The following is a 22,835-nucleotide window of genomic DNA, read 5'->3' on the forward strand; positions in this document are numbered from 1 at the left end:
GCCCCCCGGGTCAGGGCGCCGGCGGCGCCACGACGTGCGGAACCCGCTCCGGCCCGGCCTCGGCGGGCCGCTCCCCCTCCCGCGGGTGCAGCCGGAACGCCAGCAGCGCCACGTCGTCCTCGTGCTCGCCCGGCACCATGAGCCGCAGGACGCCGTCGACGAGGTCCTCCAGGGGCTGGGCGGCGAGCTCGGTGACGACGGAACCCAGCAGCTGCAACCGCTCCTCGAGGGAGACGTCGCGCCGCTCGATGAGCCCGTCGGTGAACGCCAGCACCGTCGAGCCGCGTTCCAGGTCCACCACCGCGTCGGACCGGCGCGCGCCCGGGTCGATGCCCAGCAGCAGCTCGGCCGACCCGGTGCCCAGCGTCCGCACGGTCCCGTCCGGCCCGATGACGACGGGGTTCAGGTGACCCGCGTTCGACCAGCGCAGGCGGGTCCGGTCCCCGGTGTCCTCCAGCCGGGCCACGACGGCCGTCGCGGTCGTGGCGACGTCCAGGCCCTGCATCGCGGCGTCCAACCCCAGGAGAACCTTCGCGGGGCTGTGGCCGGTGGTGTAGGCGATCCCCCGCAGCAACGACCGGATCTGGCTCATCGCGGCGGCGGCGTCGATGTCGTGCCCCATGACGTCGCCGATGACGAGGACCGTGGCCCCGTCGGGGGTGAGGAACGCGTCGTACCAGTCGCCGCCGACGCGCGCGGCGCGGGCCGCGGGACGGTAGCGGACGGCCACCTGGACGTGGTCCGGCTGGACGGGCGCGGTGAGCAGGCTGCGCTGCAACCCCTCCGCGACCCGGTGCTGCGCGGAGTACAGCCGTGCGTTGTCCAGGGCCAGGCCCGCGCGGTCCCCGACCTCCGTGGCCAGCAGCAGGTCCTCGGGCGACAGGCGGTCCGCGGCGTCGTCGTGGAAGAGGGTGATGAGCCCGACGGTGCGGCCCCGCGCGCGGACCGGCAGGCACTCCAGCGCCCCCGGCGCGAGGCGGGTGATGAGCTCGCGCGCGGTGCTGCCGGCGGCCAGCTGCGCCACGAGGGCCGCGGTGGCGTCCTCGGGAACGGTCACCGGCCGGCCGGTGCGCCAGACCCGGAACAGGTAGGAGTCCGGGGTCAGCGCCGTCATCCGGGCCTCCCGGTAGGCCCGCACGAGGTCCTGCGCGGCGGGGTCGGCGTGCTGGCAGCCGAGGTCGCGCAACTGCCCCTCCTCGTCGACCAGCGTCACCAGGCACCAGTCGCCCAGCGCCGGGACGAGGTGCTGGGCCAGCCGGGCGTACGCCTCCTCGACGTCCAGGGTGGACGACAGGTCCTCGCTGACCCGGACGATCAGCCGCAGCCGCTCGGCGGCGGCCGCGGCCGCGGCGTGCGCCGCCTCCAGGGCGTGCTGGGCGCGGCGGCGTTCGGTGATGTCCAGGAAGTACACCGACACCCCGTCGGGGTCGGGCCAGGCCCGCACCTCGAACCACGCGTCCAGGGGCGCCGGGTAGTACGCCTCGAAGGTCGCCGGGAGGCCCGTCGCGGCCACCTCGCGGTAGTGCGTCTCGAAGTCGGAGGCCACCGCGTCGGGGAACAGCTCCCAGACGTCGCCGCCGAGCAGTTCGGCGCGGGGGCGGCCCAGGACCCGTTCGGCCTCGGAGTTCACGTAGCTGAACCGCCAGTCCCGGCCCAGCGAGAAGAACGCGGAGGACATCGACTCCAGGATCCGGGCAACGCGCGCGTCCTCGGCGCGGGTGGCGGTCGTGTCGAAGGCCGCCCCGAGCAGCCGCACGCTGCGTCCCGTCTCGTCGGCGAGCGCCTGACCGCGCGCCCGCACCCAGCGGGTGGTGCCGTCGGGGCGCACGACGCGGTACTCGGCCTCGAACGGGCCGACGGTGTCGATCGAGTCCTGCAGGGCGCGGCCGACCCGGGGGCGGTCGTCGGGGTGCAGGCGGGCGTCGAACGCCTCGATGCTGCGGCTGAAGTCGTCGGCGGCGTAGCCGAACATCCGCAGGAGGTTCTCGTCCCACTCCAGGACGCCGGTGAGCAGGTCCCAGTCGAAGGTGCCGACGCCACCGGCGCCGACGGCGAGCTGCCAGCGGACGCGGGTGGCTTCGAGGTCGACGGCGAGCGCCGACAGTTCCAGTTCGGTGACGGCGGAACCGGCGAGGTCGGTCAGGAGGGAGACGTCGGCCCCGGTCCAGGCGCGGGTGCCGGGCCCGAAGACGCACAGGGCCCCGATGACGTGGCCGTCCTGGTCGCGCAGGGGGACGCCGAGGTAGCTGCCGACGGCCCCGGAGGCGACGGCGGGCAGGTCGCGGACGCGGTCGTCGGTGGCGGCGTCGGGGACCACGAGGGGCGCACCGGAGGTCGCGGTGACGGTGCACAGGGCCTCGGCGAGCGGGTGGGCGGTGACGCGCTCGCCGGGGGCGGGTGCGGCGGCCGCTCCGGTGGCGGCGGAGATGGTCAGGACGTTGGACAGAAGCGAGACCTGGGCGGCGTCGGTGCCCAGGAGCCGGGCGGCGAGCTCGGCGAGCCGGTCGAGGGCGGGGTGGGGTGCCGAGGAGGTGAGTCGGCGGGCCGACCGGACGCGGCCGGCGTCGTCGGCGAACGCGGGCGGTGCACCGGGGCGTTCGCTGTCCATGGGTACGGATCTCCTGGCGGGTGGGGCGAGCGAGCAACGCCGGGCTTCCTCAGCGACGTCCGAGTGTCGCACGCCGGACCGGCGCGCGCCGGGAGCGCGGGGGGACGCGGGTGGGGCAGGATGGCGGCCTGAGCGGGGAGGGTGGGCGGTTGCGGGCTGGGAGGGCGCTGGCGCTGGTCGTGGCGGGCCTGCTGCTGGGCGGGTGCACGACCCCGGCGGGGGACGCCGACGGGTCGGCCGGTGCGGGGACGGCGCTGGCCCAGCTGCAGACCCTGCCGGTGAAGGGCCGCGCCCCGAAGACGGGGTACTCGCGCGCGCAGTTCGGGGACGGGTGGGTCGACACCGACCACAACGGCTGCGACACCCGCAACGACGTCCTGGGGCGCGACCTGCGGGACGTGAGGTTCAAGGGCGGCGGGGACTGCGTCGTGGCGAGCGGTTCGCTCACCGACCCGTACGGCGGGGGCACGATCAGGTTCCGCCGGGGTCAGGGCACGAGCGACGACGTCCAGATCGACCACGTGGTCGCGCTGTCGAACGCCTGGCAGACGGGTGCGCAGCGGTGGGACGCGGCCGAGCGCACCGAGTTCGCGAACGACCGGCTCGAACTGCTCGCGGTCGACGGACCGCTGAACTCCTCCAAGGGTGACGGGGACGCGGCGACGTGGCTGCCGCCGAACACCGCGTTCCGCTGCACGTACGTCGCACGGCAGGTGGCGGTGAAGGCGGAGTACGGGTTGTGGGTGACGCCCGCGGAGCGGGACGCGATCGAGCGCGTGCTCGCGACGTGCCCGGGTCAGCCCGCGGCGGACTGACCCGGTCCCGCCGCTCGTCAGCTCGACGACCGTCCCGGGTGGTCGGCGGCGAGCCGGGACGAACCCGGGCCGTTCAGCTGCTCGCGCAGGGTGCCCGTCGCGGGGACCTCGGGCAGCCGGCCGCGTGCGCGCAGGACCGGGACCACGAGGTCGGCGAAGTCCTCGACGTCGGCCGGCGCGAAGACCGGTTCGAGCATGAACCCGTCCAGGTCGGTGGCGTCCAGGACGCGTTCGAGCTCGTCGGCGACCTCGACGGGGTCGCCCGTGATCGCGAACCCGCGCGTCCCGCGACCGCGCAGCTCGTCGAGCACCTCGCGCACGCTCAGCGCCGGTCTGCCGTCACCGCCCAGGAACCGGGTGACGTTGGTCTGCCCCGTCTGGCCCGCCGCTCCCCGGCCGAGCACCTGCTCGAGCGTGCCGTCCGGGTCGAGCGCCAGCAGGTCGATGCCGGTGTTGTGCGAGTACAGGGCCGCGACGACCTCGTCCGACTGCAGCCGGTCGAACTCCTCGCGGCGGGCGACGGCCTCGTCGTGGGTGGGCGCGACCACGACGGTCACCCCGACGATCGTCGTGACCGAGCGCGGGTCCCGGCCGTGGGCGGCGGCCCCGGCCCGGATGTCCGCGACGGCCGCCGCGGTCTGCTCCAGCGTGGTGGCCTGCACGAAGACCGCTTCGGCGTTGCGGGCCGCGAACGCCCGCCCGCGCGCGGAGGTCCCCGCCTGGAACAGCACGGGGGTCCGCTGGGGCGAGGGCGGGGAGGCGAAGTACCCGGAGGACCGGACGTAGCGCCCCTCGAACGACACCCGGTGGATCTTGGCGGGGTCGGCGTACAGGCCCGCCTCGCGGTCCACGACGAGGGCGTCGTCCTCCCAGCTGCGCTCCCAGAGGTTCACGGCGGCGTCGACGTACTCGTCGGCCATCGCGTACCGCTCGTCGTGCAGGACCATCTCCCGGTGCCCGAACAGTTCGGCGACGACGTCCTGCGCTGAACCCGTGACGATGTTCCACCCGATGCGGCCGCCGGTGAAGTGGTCGAGCGTGGCGAAGCGCCGCGCGCTCTGCACGGGGTGGTCCAGACCGGTCGGCGAGGTGACGACGAAACCGAGGCGCGCGGTCTCGCGGGCCAGCGCCGTGACGACCACGGAGGGGTCCAGCGTCGGGAAGTTGATGCCCCGGGCCGCGGCCGTCCCGGACAGTTCCCCGTCGACGGTGGGGTAGCCGAAGGTGTCGGCCAGGAACAGGAACGTGAAACCGGCCTCGTCGATGACCCGGGCGAGGTGCACCCAGTGCTCGAGCGAGGTGAAGTCCACGCTCGCGGAACGGTGGTGGGGCCAGCTGAGCGTCCCGCCGACCTGGGGACCGAGGACTTCGAAGACTCCGAGGTGCATCTGCTTCACGGCACGGCTGCGCTTTCCGGGACGGGCGTCTCACCTGCGTCGCGCAGGCCGTGCACCCGCCGGTCGGCGGGTCGTGAGGTGGAGCGCTGCGAGTGAACCACACCCGGCCGAGGCCGGTCGAGGATCCCCGTCCGGGCGAGGTGCCCGGGTCTAGCCTCGACGGGTGACCCTCGACGCCGTCCTCGCGTTCTGCGCGCTGTGCCTGCTGCTGGAGCTCACCCCCGGCCCGAACACGTTCCTCGTGCTGCGCCACAGCCTGCAGGGGGCCCGGACGGGGGTGGTCACGGCGCTGGGGTCGGCCGTGGGGGCGGTGGTGTGGGCCGCGGCCGTGGCCGTGGGGCTGGCGGCGCTGCTGGAACGCTCGGCGCAGGCGTACCAGGTGCTGAAGGTCGCCGGCGGGCTGTACCTCGTCCACCTCGGGGTCCGCACGTTGCTGGCCCACCGGGGCCCGGCGTCCACGCCGGCGGGGTCCGCCTCCTCGCTGCCGGCGGCGTTCCGCGCCGGGCTCGTCTCGTGCGTCCTGAACCCGAAGGTGGGGCTGTTCTTCGTGGCGGTCGTCCCGCAGTTCGTGCCGGCCGGGGCCGGGGTGGGGACGACGTTGCTGCTGGGGGTGCTGGAGGCGGGGGTGGCGCTGACCTACCTGAGCGTGCTGTCCCAGGTCGCCGCCCGGGCCGTGGAGTGGCTGCGGCGGCCCCGGGTGACGCGGACCCTGGAGCGCGCGAGCGCCGCGGTGCTGACGGCGTTCGGGGTGGGGACGCTCGTCAGCGCCCGGTGAGGTCGGGAGGTGGAACCGGGCGCCGACGAGCGCCCGCCGCCCCCCGCGTGCGAGCGCGTAGCGTCGAGGTGTGGAAGCGATCCCCGTGCGTGACGAGCACGGCCGCGTCCTGCGGGACGCCGCCGGCGGCGAGACCACCGACCAGGGCACTCCGGTCGCCACCACCCCCGAGGTCGACCTCGGCGTGACCGGCCCGCGGGAGGGCGTCCCGGTCGCCGACCTCGCCGGAGCCGTCCGCCCCCCAGCACCGGTCGTTCACCGGTGACGCCGGGCTCGCCCGGACCCGACTGCTGGCTCAACCCCCTCGTCCGCGTCGGCCGGTCCCCGATCGAGGGCGAGGGCCTGTTCGCCGCCGCTCCCCTCCCCCGGGGCACCGCGGTCGCCCGCTTCGGGGGTCGGCTCGTGAGCGACGCCGAGCTGGGCCGGCTGTTCGCCGAGGCCGCGCGCACCGGCACCTACGTGGACACGATGTCCGTCGGACGGGACGTGAACCTGGTCCTGCCCCCGGACGTGCCGAACCACACGGGCAACCACGGCTGCGACCCGAACACCTGGTGGGCCGACCCCTTCACCGTCGTCGCGCGGCGCGACGTCGAGCGCGGTGAGGAGCTCACCCTGGACTACGCGACGATCACGGACGACCCCGGTTTCACGATGCCGTGCGCGTGCCGCGCGGCGTCCTGCCGCGGCCGGGTCACGGGGGCGGACTGGCGGCTGCCCGGGCTGCAGGCGGCGTACGGGGACCACTGGGTGCCGGTCCTGCGGCAGCGGATCACCGGTTCCCGTACCGGGTTGCAGCGCTGAGCCCGGTGCCCCGCAGCGGTCTGCACCGTTGACGACCACTCACGAACGGCGGTAGGAGGGCTCCATGTCCGAGACCACCAAGGGACCCGCGTCGTACTTCCCCGCCATCGAGGCGAAGTACGGCCAGCCCGTCGCGCACTGGCAGCAGCTGCTGCGCGAGCACCGCGCCGCGAACCCCGGCGTGAAGCACCTGCAGCAGGTGACGTGGCTGAAGGAAGAGCACGGCCTGGGCCACGGGCACGCCAACGCCCTGGTGGCCGCGACCCGGGCCGAGGACGACCACGACTGACCCGTCCGTCAGTTGGGCTGCCCCAGGGGCGTCGTGGTGAAACCGCCCCCGACGAGGTCCACGACCTCGTCGGGGTCGGCCCCGGCGAGCACCTCCGCGGCGAACTCCTCGGCGTCGTCCTGCGGGTGGTAGCCGATGGCCTCGCCCTCGGCCAGCGACCACCAGCGCCGGGTGTTCCGGGAGATGCCCCACACGCTGTGCCAGCCGCGGACCCGCGGGTCGAGGGCGGCCGCCAGCAGCCGGGTGCAGTCGTCGTAGGACATCCACGTGGACAGCCCCCGCACGTTCGCGGGACGGGCGAAGCAGGTGCCGATGCGGACCGAGACGACGTCGAGGCCGGCGCGCTCGACGAACAACCGGGCCAGCGACTCCCCGGCCGCCTTGCTCCAGCCGTAGTAGGTGTCGGGGCGCAGTTCCGCGTCGGCGGGCAGTTCCGCGCCCTCGGCGCGCGCCGTCATCCCCGTGGCGTGGTTGCTGGAGGCGTACACGACCTTGGCGACCCCCCGCCGCACGCACGCGTCGAACAGCGTCCACAGGCCCTGGACGTTGGCCTCCAGCACCTGCGCCCACGGAGCCTCCCGGCTCTGCCCGGCCAGGTGCACGACGGCGTCGACGCCCTCCAGCGCACCCTCGACCACCGCGGCGTCGGTGACCGAGCCCGTGACGAGGTCCCCCTCGGCCCCGTCGGGGTGGGCCAGGTCCAGGGACCGCACGCGGTACCCGGCGGCGCGAAGGCGCGGGACCAGTTCGCGGCCGAGACCGCCGGCGGATCCGGTGACGAGGAGGTGCGGGAGTTCGCTCACCCTGAGGTCATAGCATGACCACGTGCCAGAGGGAACCGAGCAGCGCCGCTCCTACCGCAAGGGGATCGAGCGTCGTCAGCAGATCCTCGACCACGCGATCGACCAGTTCGCCGAGCGCGGGGTCGACGGTGCGTCGCTGCGGTCGGTCGGGGACGCCATCGGGGTTTCGCACGCCGCGCTGCGGCACTACTTCAGCTCCCGCGACGAACTCCTCGTCGAGGCCTACCGCGAGCACGAACGGCGCGTGCAACCCGAGACCCTGCCCGCCACCGAGGGGGCGGTGGAGTCGATGGCGCAGTCCGCGGACCGCAACCGCGGCATCCCGGGCCTGGTGCAGCTGTACTCGACGCTGACCTCCGACGCCCTGCAGGAGCAGCACCCCCTGACCCGGGAGTTCATCCGCGCACGGTTCTCCCGCGTGCGCGACGAGCTCGCCGAGAAGATCGCCGAGGGTCAGCGCGCGGGGCGGATCGCCGCCGACATCGACCCGCGGGACGCAGCCGCCCTGGTCGCCGCCGCCTCCGACGGCCTGCAGGTCCAGTGGTTGCTGGACCCGGGGACCGTCGACGTGCGGCGGTCCCTGGAACTCCTGGAACGCTTCCTGCCCAGCGGGTCAGCCGGCTGAGCCGCACCCGCACGAACCACGGACGACCAGTTCGGCGGGCAGCACCTGCCGGTCGGTGCTCGTGTCCCCGTCGAGCGCGCGGGCGACCGCGGCCCGGGCCATGGCCTCGACGGGCTGGCGCACCGTCGTCAGCTGGGGGTTGGTGAACTCCGTCTCGACGGTCCCGTCGAAGCTCACGACCGCCACGTCCTCGGGTACCCGCAGCCCGAGTTCGAACAGCGCCCGCAGGACCCCGACGGCCTGCAGGTCGGAGGAGACGAACACCGACCGGGGCCGGTCCGGCGACCCGAACAGGCGCAACCCCGCCCCGTAGCCGCCGTGGCGGGAGAACTCACCGCGTGCGATGGGCCCCTCGGGGGTCCCGGCCTCGCGGGCGGCGGCCCGCCAGCCCTGTTCGCGCAGCTCCCCGGTCTCCCCGCCGATGACCAGCCCCACCGGACCGCGCCCGTGCCCGAGCAGGTGCGCCGTCCCCGTCCGCGCGCCGCCGAGGGCGTCGAACCCGAGGCTGGGGAACCCGGGGACCTCGAAGAAGGTGTTCAGCAGGACCAGCGGGACCCCGAGCCCGGCGCGGGTCACGAGGTCCGGGCGGGCCATGACGCTGGTCACGATGAGCGCGTCGACGCCGCGGGCCACGAGGGTCTCGATGCGCCGGTGCTCGGCCTCGGCACCCCCCTCGGTGCTGGCCAGGAGCACGTCGTACCCGCGCCCGGCGGCGACCTCCTCGACGGCCAGGGCGAACTGCGCCCACAACGGGTTCCCCAGGTCGGGCACCACGTGCCCCAGCAACCGGGACGACCCGCGCCGCAACGCCTGCGCGCTCGGGTTCGGTCGGTACCCCAGCACCTCGATGGCCTCGCGGACCCGCGCCGCGGTCGCCGCGGCGACCGGGCGCGGGCCGTCGTTGACGACGTAGCTGACGACCGCGGAGCTCACGCCCGCGTACCGGGCGACGTCGGCCCTGGTGACGCTCACGCCCCGATCCTAGGAGCTCGGACCGCGAGGCGGGGTCGCCGGCGCCGGGGTCGCGTCGACCACGGACCGGGCGACGCCGCCGACGACGGCAGGAGCGCCGGAGCCTTCCCCGGGGTCGACCCCCTCGTCGCACAGCGGCGTGACGAGGGGGTCGCTCCGCGCGGGTCAGAGGGTGGCGGCCGACGGGTCCCAGTCCTCCGGCAGCGGCGCGACCGGGGCGACGGTCGAGGTGACGTCCACGGCCGTGCGGGTGGCGGCGGCGTCGCGGACGGCGAGCAGCACGTCGAGGACGTGCGCGGCCACGACGCCCGAGGCGCGTTCGGTGCCGCCGGTGCGGATCGCGCGGGCCAGGTCCAGGACCCCGGACCCGCGGCCGAAGGTGGACCCGACGGCCGCGATCGTCGTCGGCTCCTCCTGGCCGAACCGCCACAGCGTCGAGTCACCCTCGAAGGTGTTCGGGTCCGGCAGGACGATGGTGCCCTCGGTGCCGTTGATCTCGACGAACCCGTTGCGCGGCAGGGCGTGCTGGAACGAGAACGTCGACTGCGCCGACTGCCCGCCGTCGAACTCGATGAGGGCGGCGTGGTGGGTCGGGACCTCGACCGGGAAGGTCTGCCCCGCCCGCGGGCCCGACGCGATCGTGCGGCGCTCGACGGACTTCGACGACACCGCCTGCACGCGGCCGGCCGACCCGAAGGCGTGGACCAGGGTCGTCACGTAGTACGGCCCCATGTCGAACAGCGGGCCCGCGCCGTGGGCGAACAGGAAGTCCGGGTTGGGGTGCCAGGCCTCCGGGCCGGGGACGTGGAACATCGTCGTGGCCGACAGGGGCTGGCCGATGTCGCCGCGGGCGATGGCGCGCAGCGCGGTCTGGATGCCGGCCCCGAGGACGGTGTCGGGGGCGCACGCCACGCGCAGCCCCAGCCGCTCGGCGTCGGCCAGCAGCGCCAGGCCGGACTCGGCGTCCAGCGCGAGGGGTTTCTCGCTCCACACGTGCTTGCCGGCGGCCAGGACCTGACGGCCGACCTCGGCGTGCGCGGCGGGGATCGTCAGGTTGACGACGATCTCGACGTCGTCGCGGGCGAGCAGTTCCTCGACGGTCCCGGACGCCTGCACGCCGAACGCCTCGGCCTGCGCCTGCGCGCGGTCCAGGGCGATGTCGGCGATGAACCGGACCTCGACGTCGGGGAACTTGGTCAGGTTCTCGAGGTACTGGGTCGAGATGTTCCCGGCCCCGATGATCCCCACTCCGACGCGGCTCACGCGTCGTTCTCCTGCAGCCACGCCAGGGAGGCGGCGATGCCGTCGAAGACGTCGCCGGAGTACGCGTCGAACTCGATGACGCGCAGCGCCTGCGGGGCGGCGGCGAGGATGGCGGGGACGTCGATCTGGCCCTGCCCGGCGGGCTGCTGCAGCGAGGTGTCGGTGCTCTTGGCCCCGTCCTTGACGTGGAGGAACTTCACGCGCTCCCCCAGGCTCTCCAGCAGCGCCGGGGTGTCGGCGCCGCCGACGGTGGCCCAGAACGTGTCGATCTCCAGGACGACCCCGGGGGCCAGGCGCTCGACGAACAGCTCCAGGACGGGACGGCCGTCGACGGTGTTCTCCAGCTCCCAGTGGTGGTTGTGGTAGCCGAAGTCGAGGACGTACTCGTGCGCCAGGACGCTGAGCTCGTTGACGCGGTCGGCGATCTTCGCCGCGTCGTCGGCGGTCCGCCAGCGGTCGGCGGGGACGAACGGGTCGATGACCGTGGTGATCCCGAGCTCGTTGGCGGCCTCGAAGACCTCCCGCGGGTTCTCGGCGTCGATGACGGCGGCGTGCCCGGACGGGGCGCTGACCCCGGCGGCGGCGAACGCGGCCTTGAACTCGGCCGTGCGGGTGTGGAAGGCGTAGGGCTCCACCTGGGTCAGGCCGATCTCGGCCAGGCGGGCGACGGCGGCGGACAGGTCCTGCTGGACCGCGTCGCGCACCGAGTACAGCTGCACGGAGGGTTTCCGGGACACCTCGAGACTCCTTCGTTCCGGGACGGGTGGTGCTGCCACCCAGCCTACCGGAACCTTCCAATGGAAAGTATTGCGCGGGGCCCGTCGCCGCCGGCCCGGGGGGATCCGATCCGGCCACGGGACCGGCCGTTCCGCGTATGGTTGCCCCCGCGTCCAAGCCGGGCGGCCGGATGCCTCCCCCTGGAGCCCGCGTGGACCCGAGGACGACGACGTGAGCGACGCGTCGCTGCTGGCCGCCGTGGCGGCCCTCGCCGAGGAGGCCGCCCGGGGCGTCGGTCCCGACGACCTCCTGCGCCGGCTGGTGGACGTCGTCGCCGAGCACCTCGACGGGGTCGACGGCGTGGGCGTCGTGGTCGCCGACGGGGCCGCCCTGCGGCTCGTGCACGTCAGCGGGGCCGGGGTCGATGAGCCCGAGACGGTGCAGGACGTCCTGCAATCCGGCCCGTGCCAGGACGCGGCGCTCTCCGGCGCCGAGGTGGTCGTGGACGACCTCACCGATCCCGCGCAGACGGCGTGGCCCGAGTTCGTGGACCTCGCGCTCGGCGTCGGGCTCCGGTCCGTCGTCGCGGTCCCCCTGGCCAACCACGGCCGCGTCTGGGGCGTGCTCGACCTCTACCGCCGGCAGCCCGGGACGTGGCGCGAGCAGGAGCTGCACTGGGCCCGGGTCGTGGCGCACCTGGCCGCGTCCTACCTGAGCATCGCGACCGACCGCGACCGCGCGCAGCGGGCCCAGCAGGCGCTCGAGCACGCCAGCACCCACGACGCCCTGACGGGGCTGCCCAACCGGGTGCTGCTCTTCGACCGGCTCGAGCACTCCCTGAGCGCGGCCCGCCGCCACGGCCGTGCCGTCGCGGTCCTGTTCATCGACCTCGACCGCTTCAAGGCCGTCAACGACACGCTGGGGCACGCCGCGGGCGACGAGGTGCTGGTGGCGGTCGCCTCGCGCATGAGCGCGGAGCTGCGGGACGAGGACACCCTGGCCCGGCTGGCGGGCGACGAGTTCGTCGTCGTCTGCGACGACCTGCCCGACCCGCCGGACGGCACCGGGGTCCGCACCCACGCCGACACCCTGCGCGAGCGCCTGCGCCGGGCGCTGGCCCGCCCGCTGCGGATCGGCGACGTGGACCTCGTCGTGACGGCGAGCATCGGGGTGGCCCACGACGACGGCACCTGCGACGCCGACGCGCTCGTCGCCGAGGCCGACCACGCGATGTACCTGGAGAAGCACCGCCCGCCCACCGCGGCGCGCCCCGGCACCGTCCTGCCGACCCTCGAGGCGCAGCTGGCCCGCGCCCTGCCGGAACGGCGGCTGCGGCTGCACTACCAGCCGATCACCGACGAGGAGGGCACCGTGCGGACGGTGGAGGCCCTGCTGCGGTGGGAGCACCCCACCCGGGGGCTGCTGCCCGCCGCGGAGTTCGTCGACCTGGCCGAGAGCACCGGCCTGATCGTGGACCTCGGGCACTGGGTGGTCGACCAGGCCTGCGCGCACCTGGGGCGCTGGCGGCGCGCGCACGGCGCGGCGGCACCGCGGACGGTCTGGATCAACCTCAGCCCAGCAGAACTGGTCGACCCCGACCTCGGCACCGTCCTGGGCGCGGCCCTGGAGGAGAACGGCCTGGAGCCGGCCGACGTCGGGCTGGAGATCCTCGAGAGCGGCTTCGCCGACTCCCGCGTCCTGCCGGGCCTGCACGCCCGGCACCTCGACGGGCACCCGCTGTCCGTCGACGACTTCGGCACGGGGTACTCCTCGCTGTCCCGTCTGGTCGAGCTGCCCGTCGCGATGGTCAAGGTCGACAAGTCGCTCGTCGCCGGCGTCGCCCACGACCTGCGCCGGCGGGCCTTGCTCGACGCGGTGGTGACGGTGGCCGCCGGCCTCGACGTCCAGGTCATCGCCGAGGGCATCGAGACGGCGGACCAGGCCAAGGCCGTGCTCGCGGCCGGGTGCCACTACCTGCAGGGCTTCCACTGCGGTGCACCCGAACCGGCCGAGACCGTCGTCCGGCACTGGGCCGGGTGAGCCGTCAGTCCAGGCCTCAGTCCAGGCCGCGGGCGGCGAGCGCCTCGCCGAGCTGCTCGGCGTGGGCGACGGCCCGCACGACGGTGGGCACGAGCAGGGCCCGGGGGTCGCCGGACAGCCCGCGCGCGGCCGCGGCCTCGCGCGACTCGGCGAGCAGCCGGCTGACGACGGGGATGCTCGTCAGCGTGAGGGTGAACGCGAAACCCACCCGCTCGGGATCGACCCCGAACCGCCGCAGGGGTCGCAGGGCCCGCACGACCGTGTCGAGCAGTGCGGGCACCGGGGTCGTGGCCGTGACGAGGGTCGCGGCCCACAGGCAGCCCAGGAGCCCGGCGACGACGGTCGCGGCCAGCCAGGGGCCTGCGGACCACCACTGCACGGCGGCGAGGGCGAGCAGGACCCACCAGGTCCGGCGGACCTGCGCGCGCAGCAGCCCGCGCCGCAGCCGGCAACCGCGCGCGAGGCCGGCGAGGGCGAGCAGGAGCAGCGCCAGGCCCACGGCCGCGACGGGTCCGGGCCAGACACCGCGCACGACGCCGACGGCCGTCCCGACGCCGACGAGCCCGAGGAGCTTGGCCCCGGCGCGGGCGCGGTGCAGCACCGAGTCGCCCGGTTCGGCCAGCCCGAGCAGCGGGGGCGGGCCGCCGAGGCCCTTCCTCACGCCGACCCCCGGTAGGCCGTCAGCACCTCGGCGGCGGTGCCGTCGGCGTGGACGCGGCCGTCCTCGATCCACAGCGCGCGGTCGGCGCGGGCGGCGAGGTCGAGGTCGTGGGTGGCGACGACGACCTGCCGCACGTGCGCGGGCGGGTCCCGCAGGACGTCGGCGACCCGGCGGGCCGTGCGCAGGTCCAGCAGGGTCGTGGGCTCGTCGGCGAGAAGGACGGCCGGCTCGGTGGCGAGCACGGTGGTCAGCGCGAGCAGCTGGCGCTGCCCGGAGGAGATGTCGCGCACGGAGCGCTCGGCCAGCTCCCCGAGCCCGGCGGCGGCCAGCAGGGCGCGGGCGGCGGCCTGCCGGTCACGGACCCCGGTGCGGCGCAACGACAGCGCGACGTCCTCCACGGCCGTCGGCATGACGAGCTGGGCGTCGGGGTCGGTGAAGACGAACCCGACGTGACGGCGCAGGTCCTTCAGCCGCTGCTCGGGGTCGATCCCGTCGACCAGCACGCGACCGGCCGAGGGCAGCACGAGCCCGTCGAGCAGGCGCAGCAGCGTGGACTTGCCGGAGCCGTTGGGGCCGACCAGGACGGTGAAGGGGTCGGTGAGCTCGAGGTCCAGCGGGTGCAGGACGACGCGGTCCTCGGCGTCGACCCGCACGCCGTCGAGGCGGATCACCGGGGGTGGTCCGGGGTCAGCGGGTGAGGCGGGGGAACGCGCGGTGGACCGGGGCGGCGACCAGGACGGTCAGGACGACCTTGACCGCGTCACCGGGGAGGTAGAGCACGCACAGGGCGGCCGCCTTCGCGAGCGTGAGGTGGCCCGCGAGCGCCATCCCGGGGACGCCCCCGAGGTAGACGACGCCGATCCCGCCGAGGACCGCACCGACGGCGATGCCCGGCACGGTCCGGCCCCGGCGGATCCCGGCGCGCGTCAGCAGGCCGACGACGAGCGCGGCGAACGGGTAGGACAGCAGGAACCCGGCGCCGGTGGAGGCGAAGACCCCGACCCCGGCGGCGCCGCCCGCGAACACGGGGACCCCGACGGCCCCGACGAGCAGGTACAGCGCCGCGGCCGCCGCGCCCCGCCACGGTCCGAGGACGGCTCCGCACAGCATGATCCCGAGCGTCTGCAGCGTGATCGGGATGGCCAGGACGCCCACGGGGATGCCCGGGGTCAGCGCGAGGGCGCAGACCAGGGCGGCGAACACCGCGACGAGCGCCAGGTCGCGGGAGCGGTCGGCGGGCCGGCGGACACCGGGCGCGGGACGGGCCGCCGGGCGCGTGGAGGGGGTCACCCGGGGAATCTAGCCGACCCCCGGGCGGGTCCCGGTGCCGTTGAGGTGGGCCGGGACGGGCCCCGGCCCCGGGACCTGCGAGCCTGGGTGCCCCCGTCGAAGGAGTCCCGCCGTGAAGGCCGTCGTCGTCCACGCCCCCGGTGACCTGCGGGTCGAGGAGGTCCCCGAACCGTCCGCACCCGCCGGCGGGGTGCTGGTCCGCGTCGTCTACGGGGGGATCTGCGGGTCGGACCTGCACTACGCGAAGGACGCCCGCAACGGTCCCTACGCCGTGACCGAGCCGCTGACCCTGGGCCACGAGGTCGTCGGCGTCGTCGAACGCCTCGGGGCGGGGGTCACCGGGCCCGGCGTCGGCACCCGGGTCGCGATCCACCCCGCCACCCCGGCCGCCGCGGCGGGCCGCACCGAGCCCACGGGGCTGCACCTGCGCAGGGGCGGGGCCTACCTGGGCAGCGCGTCGACGCAGCCGCACACCCAGGGCGGGCTCACGGAACTGCTCGCGGTCGCCGCCGGGCAGCTGCGCCCGCTGCCGGACGGGCTGCCGCTGCGCCGGGCCGTGCTGGCCGAACCGCTGGCCGTCGCGCTGCACGGCGTCGGGCGGCTCGGTGACCGGGTGGCGGGGGCCCGGGTGCTGGTCAGCGGGTCCGGGCCGATCGGGGCGCTGGCGGTGGCCGCCCTCCAGCACGCCGGGGCCGCGCACGTCACCGCCGCCGACCTGCAGGCCCTGCCGCTGCAGGTCGCGGGCCGGGTGGGCGCCGACGCCCTCGTGAACCTCTCCGAGGGCGGGCGGGTGCCCGACGAGGCGTTCGACGTCGTCGTCGAGGCCGCCGGGGTGCTCGCCTCGCTGCGGACCGCGATCCGCGCCGTCCGCCCGGGTGGGGCGATCCTGCAGCTGGGGATCCTGCCCGCGGGGGACCTGCCGATCCCGATCGCCGACGTCGTCTCCCGGGAGGTGGCGCTGTTCGGGACCCAGCGCTTCGACACCGAACTGGACCGGGCGGTGGAGGTCCTGGCCGCCGACGAGACGCTGGCCGCCGTCGTCACCGACGTGTTCGGGATCGAGGACGCCGCCGCCGCGTTCGCGCGCGCGGCGGACTCGGCGAGGTCGTCCAAGACCGTGGTCCGGGTCTCCCCCGACCCCGACGCCTCCTGACGCGGGCGACGGGCCGGACCGTCAGTCGGTGCGGGCGTTGTAGACGACCGCACCGGTGGCGGCGACGTGCGCCGCGTAGGCGCGGTAGACGTCCAGCGCCTGCTCGCGCAGGACGTCGGTGACGACCGAGATCCCGCGGGCCTCGAACTGCTCGGCCCAGTCGTCGCGGACCGGGCCCTCGTCGAACCCGGTGATCTCCTCGAGTTCCGGTCCGGAGCCGGCCACCACGAGGGTGCGCACCCCGGACCACAGCGTCGCGCCGTAGCACTGGGCGCACGGGCGCCAGTTCACGACGAGTTCGCGGCGGGCCCCGCCGGCGCCGAGGTCCCAGGACCCGGTGCCGACCTGGGCCAGCCCCAGGGCGGTGACCTCGGCGTGGCCCGAGGAGATCCCCGTGGACAGGACGACGTTGACCCCCACGGACAGCAGCTCCCCGCTGTCGGTGTCGACGACCACGGCGGCGAACGGCCCGCCGTTGCCCTCCAGGAAGTTCCGCCCGGCGAGGCGGTGGACCAGGGCCATGCGGTCCTCACGGGTCGCCAGGACGGCGGGTGCGTCGGACAGTTCCTCGTCCACCCAGGAGGGGAGGGCGATCGTGAAGGAGTGCGCGAGGTCTCGGGGTGCGGGCATCGTCTGGTCTCTCCTAGTGCACGGGTCGGGGACGTCGGTCGGGTCGGGTGCGTGGTTCACCACTGCCGGAACGCGACGCCGGGGTGGTTCTCGGGGAGGCGGTCGCTGTCGTGGCCCAGCATCCGCCGGCGCATGGATCCGGTGCGGGGTTCGGCCGGCAGCAGGCCGCGCCGGCGCAGGATCGGCACGACGTGGTCGATGAAACCGCGGTAGCTGGCCATCCCGCCGTAGGTGTACTCGACGAGGAACCCGTCCAGGCCGGTCGTGGTGACGGTGCGCTCGATCTGGTCCGCGCAGGATTCGGGGGTTCCCGTGATGCGCATGCCTGTGATCGAAGTCGCGATCCGGTCGAGGATCTGCCCGACGGTCGGGTTCCCGTCCTGGAAGCGGGCGAGCATCGACTTGCCGACCTCGGTCTGCACGTCCGCCAGGGTCGTGTCCATCCCGAAACCGGCGAGGTCCACCCCGCTCCAGCCGAGGAACAGGGCGGCGGCGGACTCCCGGCTGGGGGTCGCGTCGAGGTCGGCCCGCAGCCGGGTGGCCTCCTCCTCGGTGGAACCGACGACGACGGAGGCGGACACGACGACCTTGAGGTCGTGCGGGTCCCGTCCGTGCCGGGCGGCGCGGGCCCGCAGGTCGGCGACGTTGGCGGCCTGGACGGCGGGGTCGCGGTCCTGGATGAAGACGCACTCGGCGAACCGGCCGGCGAAGGCCCGGCCGGCGGGTGAGGTGCCGGCCTGCAGGAGGAAGGGCGTGCGCTGGGGGGAGGGGATCGCGGTGAAGTAGCCGTCGAGGTCGAAGTGCTCGCCGTGGTGGGTGACGCGGTGGACGCGGGCGGGGTCGGCGAAGGTCCGGGTCGCCTTGTCGTGCAGGACGGCTCCGTCCTCCCAGCACCCCTCCCAGAGCTTGAAGGAGAGTTCGAGGAACTCGGTGGCCCGCTGGTAGCGCTGCTCGTGGGGGGTGATGCTCGTGTGGCCCAGCAGGCGCGTGAGGGCCTGCTGGTTGTCCGAGGTGACGACGTTCCACGCGATGCGGCCGTCGGTGAGGTGGTCCAGGCTCGTGAACGCCCGGGCGTTGAGGTTGGGGTGCTGCGCCGTGGTGGAGGCGGTGACGGCGAAGCCGAGCCGTTCGACGGTGGCGGCCAGTCCGCTGACGAGCGTCATCGGGTCGTGGACGGGTACCTGCACGGCTTCGCGCAGGACGGCGTCGGGCACCGAGCCGTCGTCCTTCATGGGGTAGCCGATCGCCTCGGCCAGGAACAGGAAGTCGAAACCGCCGGCCTCGAGCTGGCGGGCCATGTCCTGCCAGTACGGCAGCGTCGCGAACCCCGCGGTGTCGCTGAGGGGGTGGCTCCAGGCGTTGCTGATGAAGTTGGGGGTGAACTCCTCGAACGCGCCGAGGACGATCTGCTGGGGCACGGTCACCTTCACCGGTCGAGGTCGGGCACGAGGTCGGGCACGAGGTGGCGCCCGCCGGGGTACCGTGGGCGACCGGCAAGAAGATAACTGCTGGTTATTACGAACGTGTTGCGTGGAGGGGTGATGGGAACGGCAGACCCGCGGGACCCCCCGTCGCACCAGGTCGGGGCCCGCGTGCGCGCGCACCGCGCCGCGCGCGGCTGGTCCATGCGGGAACTGGCCCGGCGGGCCGGTGTCTCGCAGCCCTTCATCACCAAGCTCGAACGCGGCGACCAGCTGCCGAGCATCCCCACCCTGTACGCCCTCGCGACCGCCCTCGACGTGCCGCCGTCCGCGCTGCTGCCCACCACCCACCGGGGCGCCGGGGCCACCCCGGGCGTGTCGATGCCCTCACCCCCCACCGGCCCCGCGACCAGGTTGCTGGCCGGCGGACCCGACCGGTCGCTGCACGTCTACGAACTGACCCTGCCCCCCGCGGGCGGTGACGAGCACTGGTTCACCCACCCCGGCGAGGAGGTGGCGGTCGTCCTGGAGGGGACGGTGCACTGCGAGCGCCGCCGCGGCACCGGGCGGGTCCGGGACGCCGCCGCGGCCGGCCCCGGGGACTGCCTGGAGATCGACCCGGCCCTCCCCCACCGCTGGCGCAACCGCGGCGAGGTCCCCGCCCGGCTCCTGCTGGTCTGCGACGACCGCACCCCGGCCCACTCGGCCACCACCTGAGGACCCCGTTCCCCGCGCGAGGCACACTTCGAGCCCTGCAGGATCGATCCTTCAGGGCTCGAAGTGTGCCTCGCGCGGGGAACGGGGGTCAGAGGACCGAGAGCATCCCGCCGTCGACGTGGAGCACCTGGCCGTTGACGAACGCCGAGGCGTCGGAGGCGAAGAAGAGCAGCGCGCCGACGAGGTCCTCGACCTGACCCCACCGCCCGGCGGGCGTGCGGCCCTCGACCCAGCGGCTGAACTCGGCGTCGGCGACGAGGGCCGCGGTGAGCTCGGTGGCGAAGTACCCCGGCCCGAGGGCGTTGACCTGGATCCCCGAGCCGGCGAGGTCGGCGCACATCCCCTTCGTGAGCATCTTCAGCCCGCCCTTGGTCGCCGAGTACGGGGCGATCCCCGGGCGCACCACCTCGCTCTGCACGGACAGGACGTTGACGATCTTGCCGTGGCCGCGGTCCCGCATCCGGCGCGCGACGGACCGGGCGACGTAGAACGCGCTGGACAGGTTCACGTCGAGCATGCGCGCCCAGTCCGCGTCGGAGAACTCGGTGAACGGGGCCCGCTGCTGCATCCCGGTGTTGTTGACGAGGATCTCCACGGGGTACCCGTCCGCCTCCAGGCCCGCGACGGCCTGCTCGACCGCGGCGGGGTCGGTGACGTCGAACGCGCGGGCGACGGTGCGGCCCGGCCCGAGCGCGGCGAGCCCGGCCGCGACCTGCTCGGCGACCTGCGGGTCGCGGCCGTTGACGACCACGGTCGCCCCGGCCCGCACCAGCCCGGAGGCCAGCGCGTGACCGATCCCGCGGGTGGAGCCGGTGACGAGGGCGACGCGCCCGGTGACGTCGAACAGCCGCGCGGGGTCCGGGGCGGGCGGACGGGACTCCTGGGGGGCGGTGGTCATGTCCCCATCCTGGTGACGGCCGGGAGCGGGCGCACACTCGGCCCTTCCCTCTCGTACGGACGTTCTGATAGCTTCCGGTCGTGGCCCGCCGCACCGACCCCGACCGCCGGGACCGCATCGTCGAGACCGTCCTGGACGTCATCGCCGAGAAGGGCACCGCGGGGGCGACGTACCGCACCGTCGCCGAGGCCGCCGACGTCCCCCTGGGGTCGATGACCTACCACTTCCCCACCCGCGACGGCATGCTGCTCGCGGCGTTCACCCGGCTGGCCGACACCATGCACGCGCGGTTCGAGCGCGTCCTGGCCGAACTGCCCCCCGGCTCCGACCCCCGCGAGGGCGTCGTGCAGATCATCGCGGGGGAAGGCATCGAGCACCGGCGGGACATGGTGCTGCAGACGGAGCTGTGGGCCCTGGCCGTCCGCGACGAGCGCTACCGCGAACTCGTCCAGCAGTGGATGCACCGCTCGCGGACCTCCCTGTCGCGGTACTTCCCCCCCGACCTCGCCCCCATGATCGACGCCCTGCTCGAAGGGTTGATCCTGCACAGCTGGATCTCCGTCGAGGGTTTCGACCTCGACCGCGTCCGCGCCGCCGTCCGGCGGCTCACCGGCCCCCTGGAAGGTTTCGCGTGACCCCCACCCCGTTCCGCGTGCGCGCCGCGCTGACGACGGCGTTCGCCTGCACCGGACTGACGATGGCGACGTGGGTCTCGCGGACCCCCGCCATCCGCGACCTCACCCACTCCAGCACCGCGCAGATGGGGCTGGTGATCGCCGGGCTGTCGGCCGGTTCCATGGTCGGCATCGCGGTCGGCGGGACGTACGTCGCCCGCACCGGCGCGCGCTCGGTCGTGCGCACCGGGATGCTCGCCATCGCCCTCGGGTCGGTCGTCGTCGCGGCCGGCGCCGGCCTGGGGCACGCCCCGCTGGTGGCCCTGGGCCTGGCGTTCCTGGGGTTCGGGATGGGTTCGGGGGAGATCGCCCTGAACGTCGAAGGCGTTGCGCTGGAGTCGGTCGTGGGACGCACCGTGGTCCCGAGCCTGCACGGTGCCTACAGCGCGGGGTTGTGCGCCGGGGCGCTGCTGGGTCTGGCCGCGAACGCGACGCACCTGCCCGTCCCGGTCCACCTGCTCGCCGTCGCGGGCCTCACCGCGGGCGCCACGGGCTGGCTGGTCCGCAACCTCGCCACCGGCACCGGCCGGGAGCAGCAGCGCCGCACGCGCGTACCGCTGCGCGAGACCGTCACGGGTTTCCTGTCGGTGTGGCGCGAGAGGCGGACCCTGGCGATCGGCGTCGTCGTCCTGGGCATGGCGCTGGCCGAGGGTTCGGCGGGCGACTGGCTGCCGCTCATCGTCGTCGACGGGTTCGGCCTGACCGCCACGACGGGTTCCCTCGTCTACGCGTTCTTCGGCGCCGCCATGGCGACGGGGCGCTTCGCGGGCGGGCCCCTCCTCGACCGGTACGGCCGCGCACCGGTGCTGCTGACGTCGGCCGGGGCGGCGGTCGTCGGCATCGCCCTCGTCTCCTTCGCCCCCGGCATCGCGCTCGCCGTCGTCGGCGTCCTGCTGTGGGGTCTGGGCGCCGCGCTCGGGTTCCCCGTCGCGCTGTCCGCCGCGGGCGACGACCCCGTCGGCGCCGCGCGGCGGGTCAGCGCCGTCGCGACGATGGGCTACCTCGCGTTCCTCGTCGGCCCGCCCGTCCTGGGGTTCGTCGGCGAGCACGTCGGCCTGCGCGGCGCCATCCTGCTCGTCCTCGTCGTCGTGACCGTCTCGGGCTCCTTCTCCCGGGCCGTCGCCAAACCCTCCCCGCAACCGACCCGAGAGGCAGTGTGAGACCCGTGACCGAACCCGAGACCGGACCCGAGACCGAACCCGTGGACCACCCCACCAGCAGCGGCGGCAGCGGCGTCGGGGTGGTCCTGCCCCGCGACCTGCCCGCCGCCGACGTCCTCCCCTTCGCCCGCCGGGCCGACGAGCTCGGGTTCGCGAGCCTGTGGGTCATCGAGGACCTCGGGTTCCGCGGCGGGTTCGCCCAGGCCGCCGCCGCCCTGGCCGTGACCGGACAGGTCCACGTCGGCCTGGGGATCGCCCCGGCCGCCGGTCGCAACCCCGCCTTCACCGCGATGGAGGCCGCGACGCTGGCCGAGCAGTTCCCGGGCCGGTTCACCCTCGGCCTCGGCCACGGGGTCCCCGGCTGGATGCGGCAGGTCGGGTCCTGGGGCCGCAGCCCGCTGACCTCGCTGTCCGAGCACCTCGAGGCGGTGCGCCGCCTGCTGCACGGCGAGACCGTGACGCTGCAGGGCCAGTACGTCCACCTCGACGGCATCCGCCTCGAGAACCCGCCCGCGCAGCCGCCGCGCGTCGTGGCCGGCGTGCGCGGGCCGAAGTCCCTGGCCCTGTCCGGACGGCTCGTCGACGGGACCCTGCTCGCCGAACCCGTCCCAGCCGACTACGCGCGCACCGCGCGCGAGCAGACCGGCGCCGGGCACGCGCTCATCGGCTACGAGCTCGCGGTCGTCTCCGACGACCCCGCGCAGGCCCGCGAGCAGGTGCGCGAGGGCCTGGTGTGGGTCGGCACGCCGGACGCCGCCGCGCACACGGCGAGCTCCCCCTACGCGCGCGAGCTGCAGGAACTGCGCGAGCAGGTCCCCGACGCCCTGGAGTTCACCCGGCGGATGCCGGACGCGTGGGTCGACGACCTGACCCTGACGGGGACGCCCGACGCGGTGCGCGCCCGGATCGCCGAGCTGCGCGCGGCGGGGCTGGACGAGGTCGTCCTGTTCCCCGTCGGTGACGACCGGCTCGGCGCGCTGGAGTCGCTGGCCCGCGTGCTGCCCGCCTGACCTCACCCACCGCGACCGAGGACCACCCGGCCGCGATCAAGGACCGCGAAGGCTCGAGTTCCTTGATCGCGGGGATGCAGTCCTTGATCGCGGGGGCGCGGTCCTTGATCGCG

Annotated in this window: 24 protein-coding genes; 12 read left to right on the forward strand and 12 right to left on the reverse strand. The window is 75.0% G+C overall.

Translation table 11 applies throughout. The features are described 5' to 3' along the window. Positions 1 to 10: 10 nt before the first annotated feature. Entirely contained in the window at positions 11 to 2,608 is a 2,598-nt protein-coding gene (locus CLV37_RS13580) for a SpoIIE family protein phosphatase (RefSeq protein ID WP_106211166.1), read from the reverse strand. 149 nt (positions 2,609 to 2,757) lie between these two features. On the opposite strand from CLV37_RS13580, the gene CLV37_RS13585 reads away from it, so the two are divergent. Further along, a complete protein-coding gene (locus CLV37_RS13585) occupies positions 2,758 to 3,423 on the forward strand; it encodes an HNH endonuclease family protein (protein ID WP_211298634.1) in 666 nt (221 codons plus the stop codon). A gap of 17 nt (positions 3,424 to 3,440) precedes the next feature. Here the strand turns inward: CLV37_RS13585 and CLV37_RS13590 are convergent, their stop codons facing one another. Continuing rightward, a complete protein-coding gene (locus tag CLV37_RS13590) occupies positions 3,441 to 4,811 on the reverse strand; it encodes an NtaA/DmoA family FMN-dependent monooxygenase (RefSeq protein ID WP_281260539.1) in 1,371 nt (456 codons plus the stop codon). A gap of 172 nt (positions 4,812 to 4,983) precedes the next feature. On the opposite strand from CLV37_RS13590, the gene CLV37_RS13595 reads away from it, so the two are divergent. From CLV37_RS13595 to CLV37_RS13610, 4 genes are all read left to right on the forward strand, one after another. Continuing rightward, complete coding sequence (locus tag CLV37_RS13595; protein WP_106211173.1) at positions 4,984 to 5,595, forward strand: LysE family translocator; 612 nt, start codon at positions 4,984 to 4,986, stop codon at positions 5,593 to 5,595. Between the two features lie 70 nt (positions 5,596 to 5,665). Next, positions 5,666 to 5,860 (forward strand): hypothetical protein, encoded by a 195-nt coding sequence (locus tag CLV37_RS13600; RefSeq protein ID WP_106211175.1) that lies wholly within the window; start codon positions 5,666 to 5,668, stop codon positions 5,858 to 5,860. Continuing rightward, positions 5,857 to 6,399 (forward strand): SET domain-containing protein, encoded by a 543-nt coding sequence (locus CLV37_RS13605; RefSeq protein WP_106211177.1) that lies wholly within the window; start codon positions 5,857 to 5,859, stop codon positions 6,397 to 6,399. The genes CLV37_RS13600 and CLV37_RS13605 overlap by 4 nt, the downstream gene beginning before the upstream one ends. Before the next feature lie 64 nt (positions 6,400 to 6,463). Then, positions 6,464 to 6,688 (forward strand): DUF4287 domain-containing protein, encoded by a 225-nt coding sequence (locus tag CLV37_RS13610; protein WP_106211179.1) that lies wholly within the window; start codon positions 6,464 to 6,466, stop codon positions 6,686 to 6,688. Positions 6,689 to 6,696: 8 nt separating this feature from the next. Here CLV37_RS13610 and CLV37_RS13615 read toward each other — a convergent pair whose 3' ends face one another. After that, a complete protein-coding gene (locus tag CLV37_RS13615) occupies positions 6,697 to 7,491 on the reverse strand; it encodes an NAD-dependent epimerase/dehydratase family protein (RefSeq protein WP_106211181.1) in 795 nt (264 codons plus the stop codon). A 22-nt stretch (positions 7,492 to 7,513) separates the two neighbouring features. On the opposite strand from CLV37_RS13615, the gene CLV37_RS13620 reads away from it, so the two are divergent. Continuing rightward, complete coding sequence (locus CLV37_RS13620) at positions 7,514 to 8,116, forward strand: TetR/AcrR family transcriptional regulator (RefSeq protein ID WP_106211183.1); 603 nt, start codon at positions 7,514 to 7,516, stop codon at positions 8,114 to 8,116. Here CLV37_RS13620 and CLV37_RS13625 read toward each other — a convergent pair. From CLV37_RS13625 to CLV37_RS13635, 3 genes are all read right to left on the reverse strand, one after another. Further along, on the reverse strand, positions 8,105 to 9,088 hold the full coding sequence (locus CLV37_RS13625; protein WP_106211185.1) for a LacI family DNA-binding transcriptional regulator: 984 nt from the start codon (positions 9,086 to 9,088) through the stop codon (positions 8,105 to 8,107). The genes CLV37_RS13620 and CLV37_RS13625 overlap by 12 nt on opposite strands. 165 nt (positions 9,089 to 9,253) lie before the next feature. Next, complete coding sequence (locus CLV37_RS13630; protein WP_106211187.1) at positions 9,254 to 10,351, reverse strand: Gfo/Idh/MocA family protein; 1,098 nt, start codon at positions 10,349 to 10,351, stop codon at positions 9,254 to 9,256. Then, the gene (locus tag CLV37_RS13635) at positions 10,348 to 11,088 is read right to left on the reverse strand and encodes a sugar phosphate isomerase/epimerase family protein (protein WP_106211189.1); all 741 of its coding nucleotides are present in this window, start codon (positions 11,086 to 11,088) and stop codon (positions 10,348 to 10,350) included. Before CLV37_RS13635 ends, CLV37_RS13630 begins: the two co-directional genes overlap by 4 nt. Before the next feature lie 211 nt (positions 11,089 to 11,299). Between CLV37_RS13635 and CLV37_RS13640 the strand changes: the two genes are divergently transcribed. Beyond that, positions 11,300 to 13,108 carry a putative bifunctional diguanylate cyclase/phosphodiesterase gene (locus CLV37_RS13640; protein ID WP_146149402.1) on the forward strand — a complete coding sequence of 603 codons (1,809 nt, stop codon included), beginning with the start codon at positions 11,300 to 11,302 and terminating at the stop codon, positions 13,106 to 13,108. A 16-nt stretch (positions 13,109 to 13,124) separates the two neighbouring features. Here CLV37_RS13640 and CLV37_RS13645 read toward each other — a convergent pair whose 3' ends face one another. From CLV37_RS13645 to CLV37_RS13655, 3 genes are read right to left on the reverse strand one after another with little or no spacing between them, the layout of a single operon-like run. Next, positions 13,125 to 13,769 carry an energy-coupling factor transporter transmembrane component T gene (locus CLV37_RS13645; RefSeq protein WP_211298636.1) on the reverse strand — a complete coding sequence of 215 codons (645 nt, stop codon included), beginning with the start codon at positions 13,767 to 13,769 and terminating at the stop codon, positions 13,125 to 13,127. Next, positions 13,766 to 14,440: an energy-coupling factor ABC transporter ATP-binding protein gene (locus CLV37_RS13650; RefSeq protein WP_106211193.1), complete on the reverse strand. Its 675-nt coding sequence runs from the start codon at positions 14,438 to 14,440 to the stop codon at positions 13,766 to 13,768. The genes CLV37_RS13645 and CLV37_RS13650 overlap by 4 nt, the downstream gene beginning before the upstream one ends. A 16-nt stretch (positions 14,441 to 14,456) precedes the next feature. Beyond that, positions 14,457 to 15,059, reverse strand: a complete 603-nt coding sequence (locus tag CLV37_RS13655; RefSeq protein ID WP_106211195.1) for a biotin transporter BioY — start codon at positions 15,057 to 15,059, stop codon at positions 14,457 to 14,459. A 112-nt stretch (positions 15,060 to 15,171) separates the two neighbouring features. Between CLV37_RS13655 and CLV37_RS13660 the strand changes: the two genes are divergently transcribed. Next, positions 15,172 to 16,212 (forward strand): alcohol dehydrogenase catalytic domain-containing protein, encoded by a 1,041-nt coding sequence (locus tag CLV37_RS13660; protein WP_106211197.1) that lies wholly within the window; start codon positions 15,172 to 15,174, stop codon positions 16,210 to 16,212. A 21-nt stretch (positions 16,213 to 16,233) separates the two neighbouring features. Here CLV37_RS13660 and CLV37_RS13665 read toward each other — a convergent pair whose 3' ends face one another. After that, a complete protein-coding gene (locus tag CLV37_RS13665) occupies positions 16,234 to 16,842 on the reverse strand; it encodes a nucleoside deaminase (protein ID WP_106211199.1) in 609 nt (202 codons plus the stop codon). Between the two features lie 56 nt (positions 16,843 to 16,898). Beyond that, a complete protein-coding gene (locus CLV37_RS13670) occupies positions 16,899 to 18,260 on the reverse strand; it encodes an NtaA/DmoA family FMN-dependent monooxygenase (protein WP_170127255.1) in 1,362 nt (453 codons plus the stop codon). Positions 18,261 to 18,383: 123 nt separating this feature from the next. On the opposite strand from CLV37_RS13670, the gene CLV37_RS27060 reads away from it, so the two are divergent. Beyond that, on the forward strand, positions 18,384 to 18,980 hold the full coding sequence (locus tag CLV37_RS27060) for a helix-turn-helix domain-containing protein (protein WP_146149403.1): 597 nt from the start codon (positions 18,384 to 18,386) through the stop codon (positions 18,978 to 18,980). 88 nt (positions 18,981 to 19,068) lie between these two features. On the opposite strand, the gene CLV37_RS13680 is transcribed toward CLV37_RS27060, so the two are convergent. Beyond that, the gene (locus CLV37_RS13680) at positions 19,069 to 19,878 is read right to left on the reverse strand and encodes an SDR family oxidoreductase (RefSeq protein ID WP_106211203.1); all 810 of its coding nucleotides are present in this window, start codon (positions 19,876 to 19,878) and stop codon (positions 19,069 to 19,071) included. An 80-nt stretch (positions 19,879 to 19,958) separates the two neighbouring features. On the opposite strand from CLV37_RS13680, the gene CLV37_RS13685 reads away from it, so the two are divergent. The 3 genes from CLV37_RS13685 to CLV37_RS13695 are packed head-to-tail and all read left to right on the forward strand — an operon-like array spanning position 19,959 to position 22,722. After that, a complete protein-coding gene (locus tag CLV37_RS13685; RefSeq protein ID WP_106211205.1) occupies positions 19,959 to 20,513 on the forward strand; it encodes a TetR/AcrR family transcriptional regulator in 555 nt (184 codons plus the stop codon). Beyond that, positions 20,429 to 21,712 carry an MFS transporter gene (locus CLV37_RS13690; protein ID WP_342762275.1) on the forward strand — a complete coding sequence of 428 codons (1,284 nt, stop codon included), beginning with the start codon at positions 20,429 to 20,431 and terminating at the stop codon, positions 21,710 to 21,712. The genes CLV37_RS13685 and CLV37_RS13690 overlap by 85 nt, the downstream gene beginning before the upstream one ends. Before the next feature lie 5 nt (positions 21,713 to 21,717). Continuing rightward, entirely contained in the window at positions 21,718 to 22,722 is a 1,005-nt protein-coding gene (locus CLV37_RS13695; protein WP_245885396.1) for an LLM class flavin-dependent oxidoreductase, read from the forward strand. Positions 22,723 to 22,835: the final 113 nt, after the last annotated feature.

Source organism: Kineococcus rhizosphaerae (genome assembly GCF_003002055.1).
Lineage (GTDB): Bacteria > Actinomycetota > Actinomycetes > Actinomycetales > Kineococcaceae > Kineococcus > Kineococcus rhizosphaerae.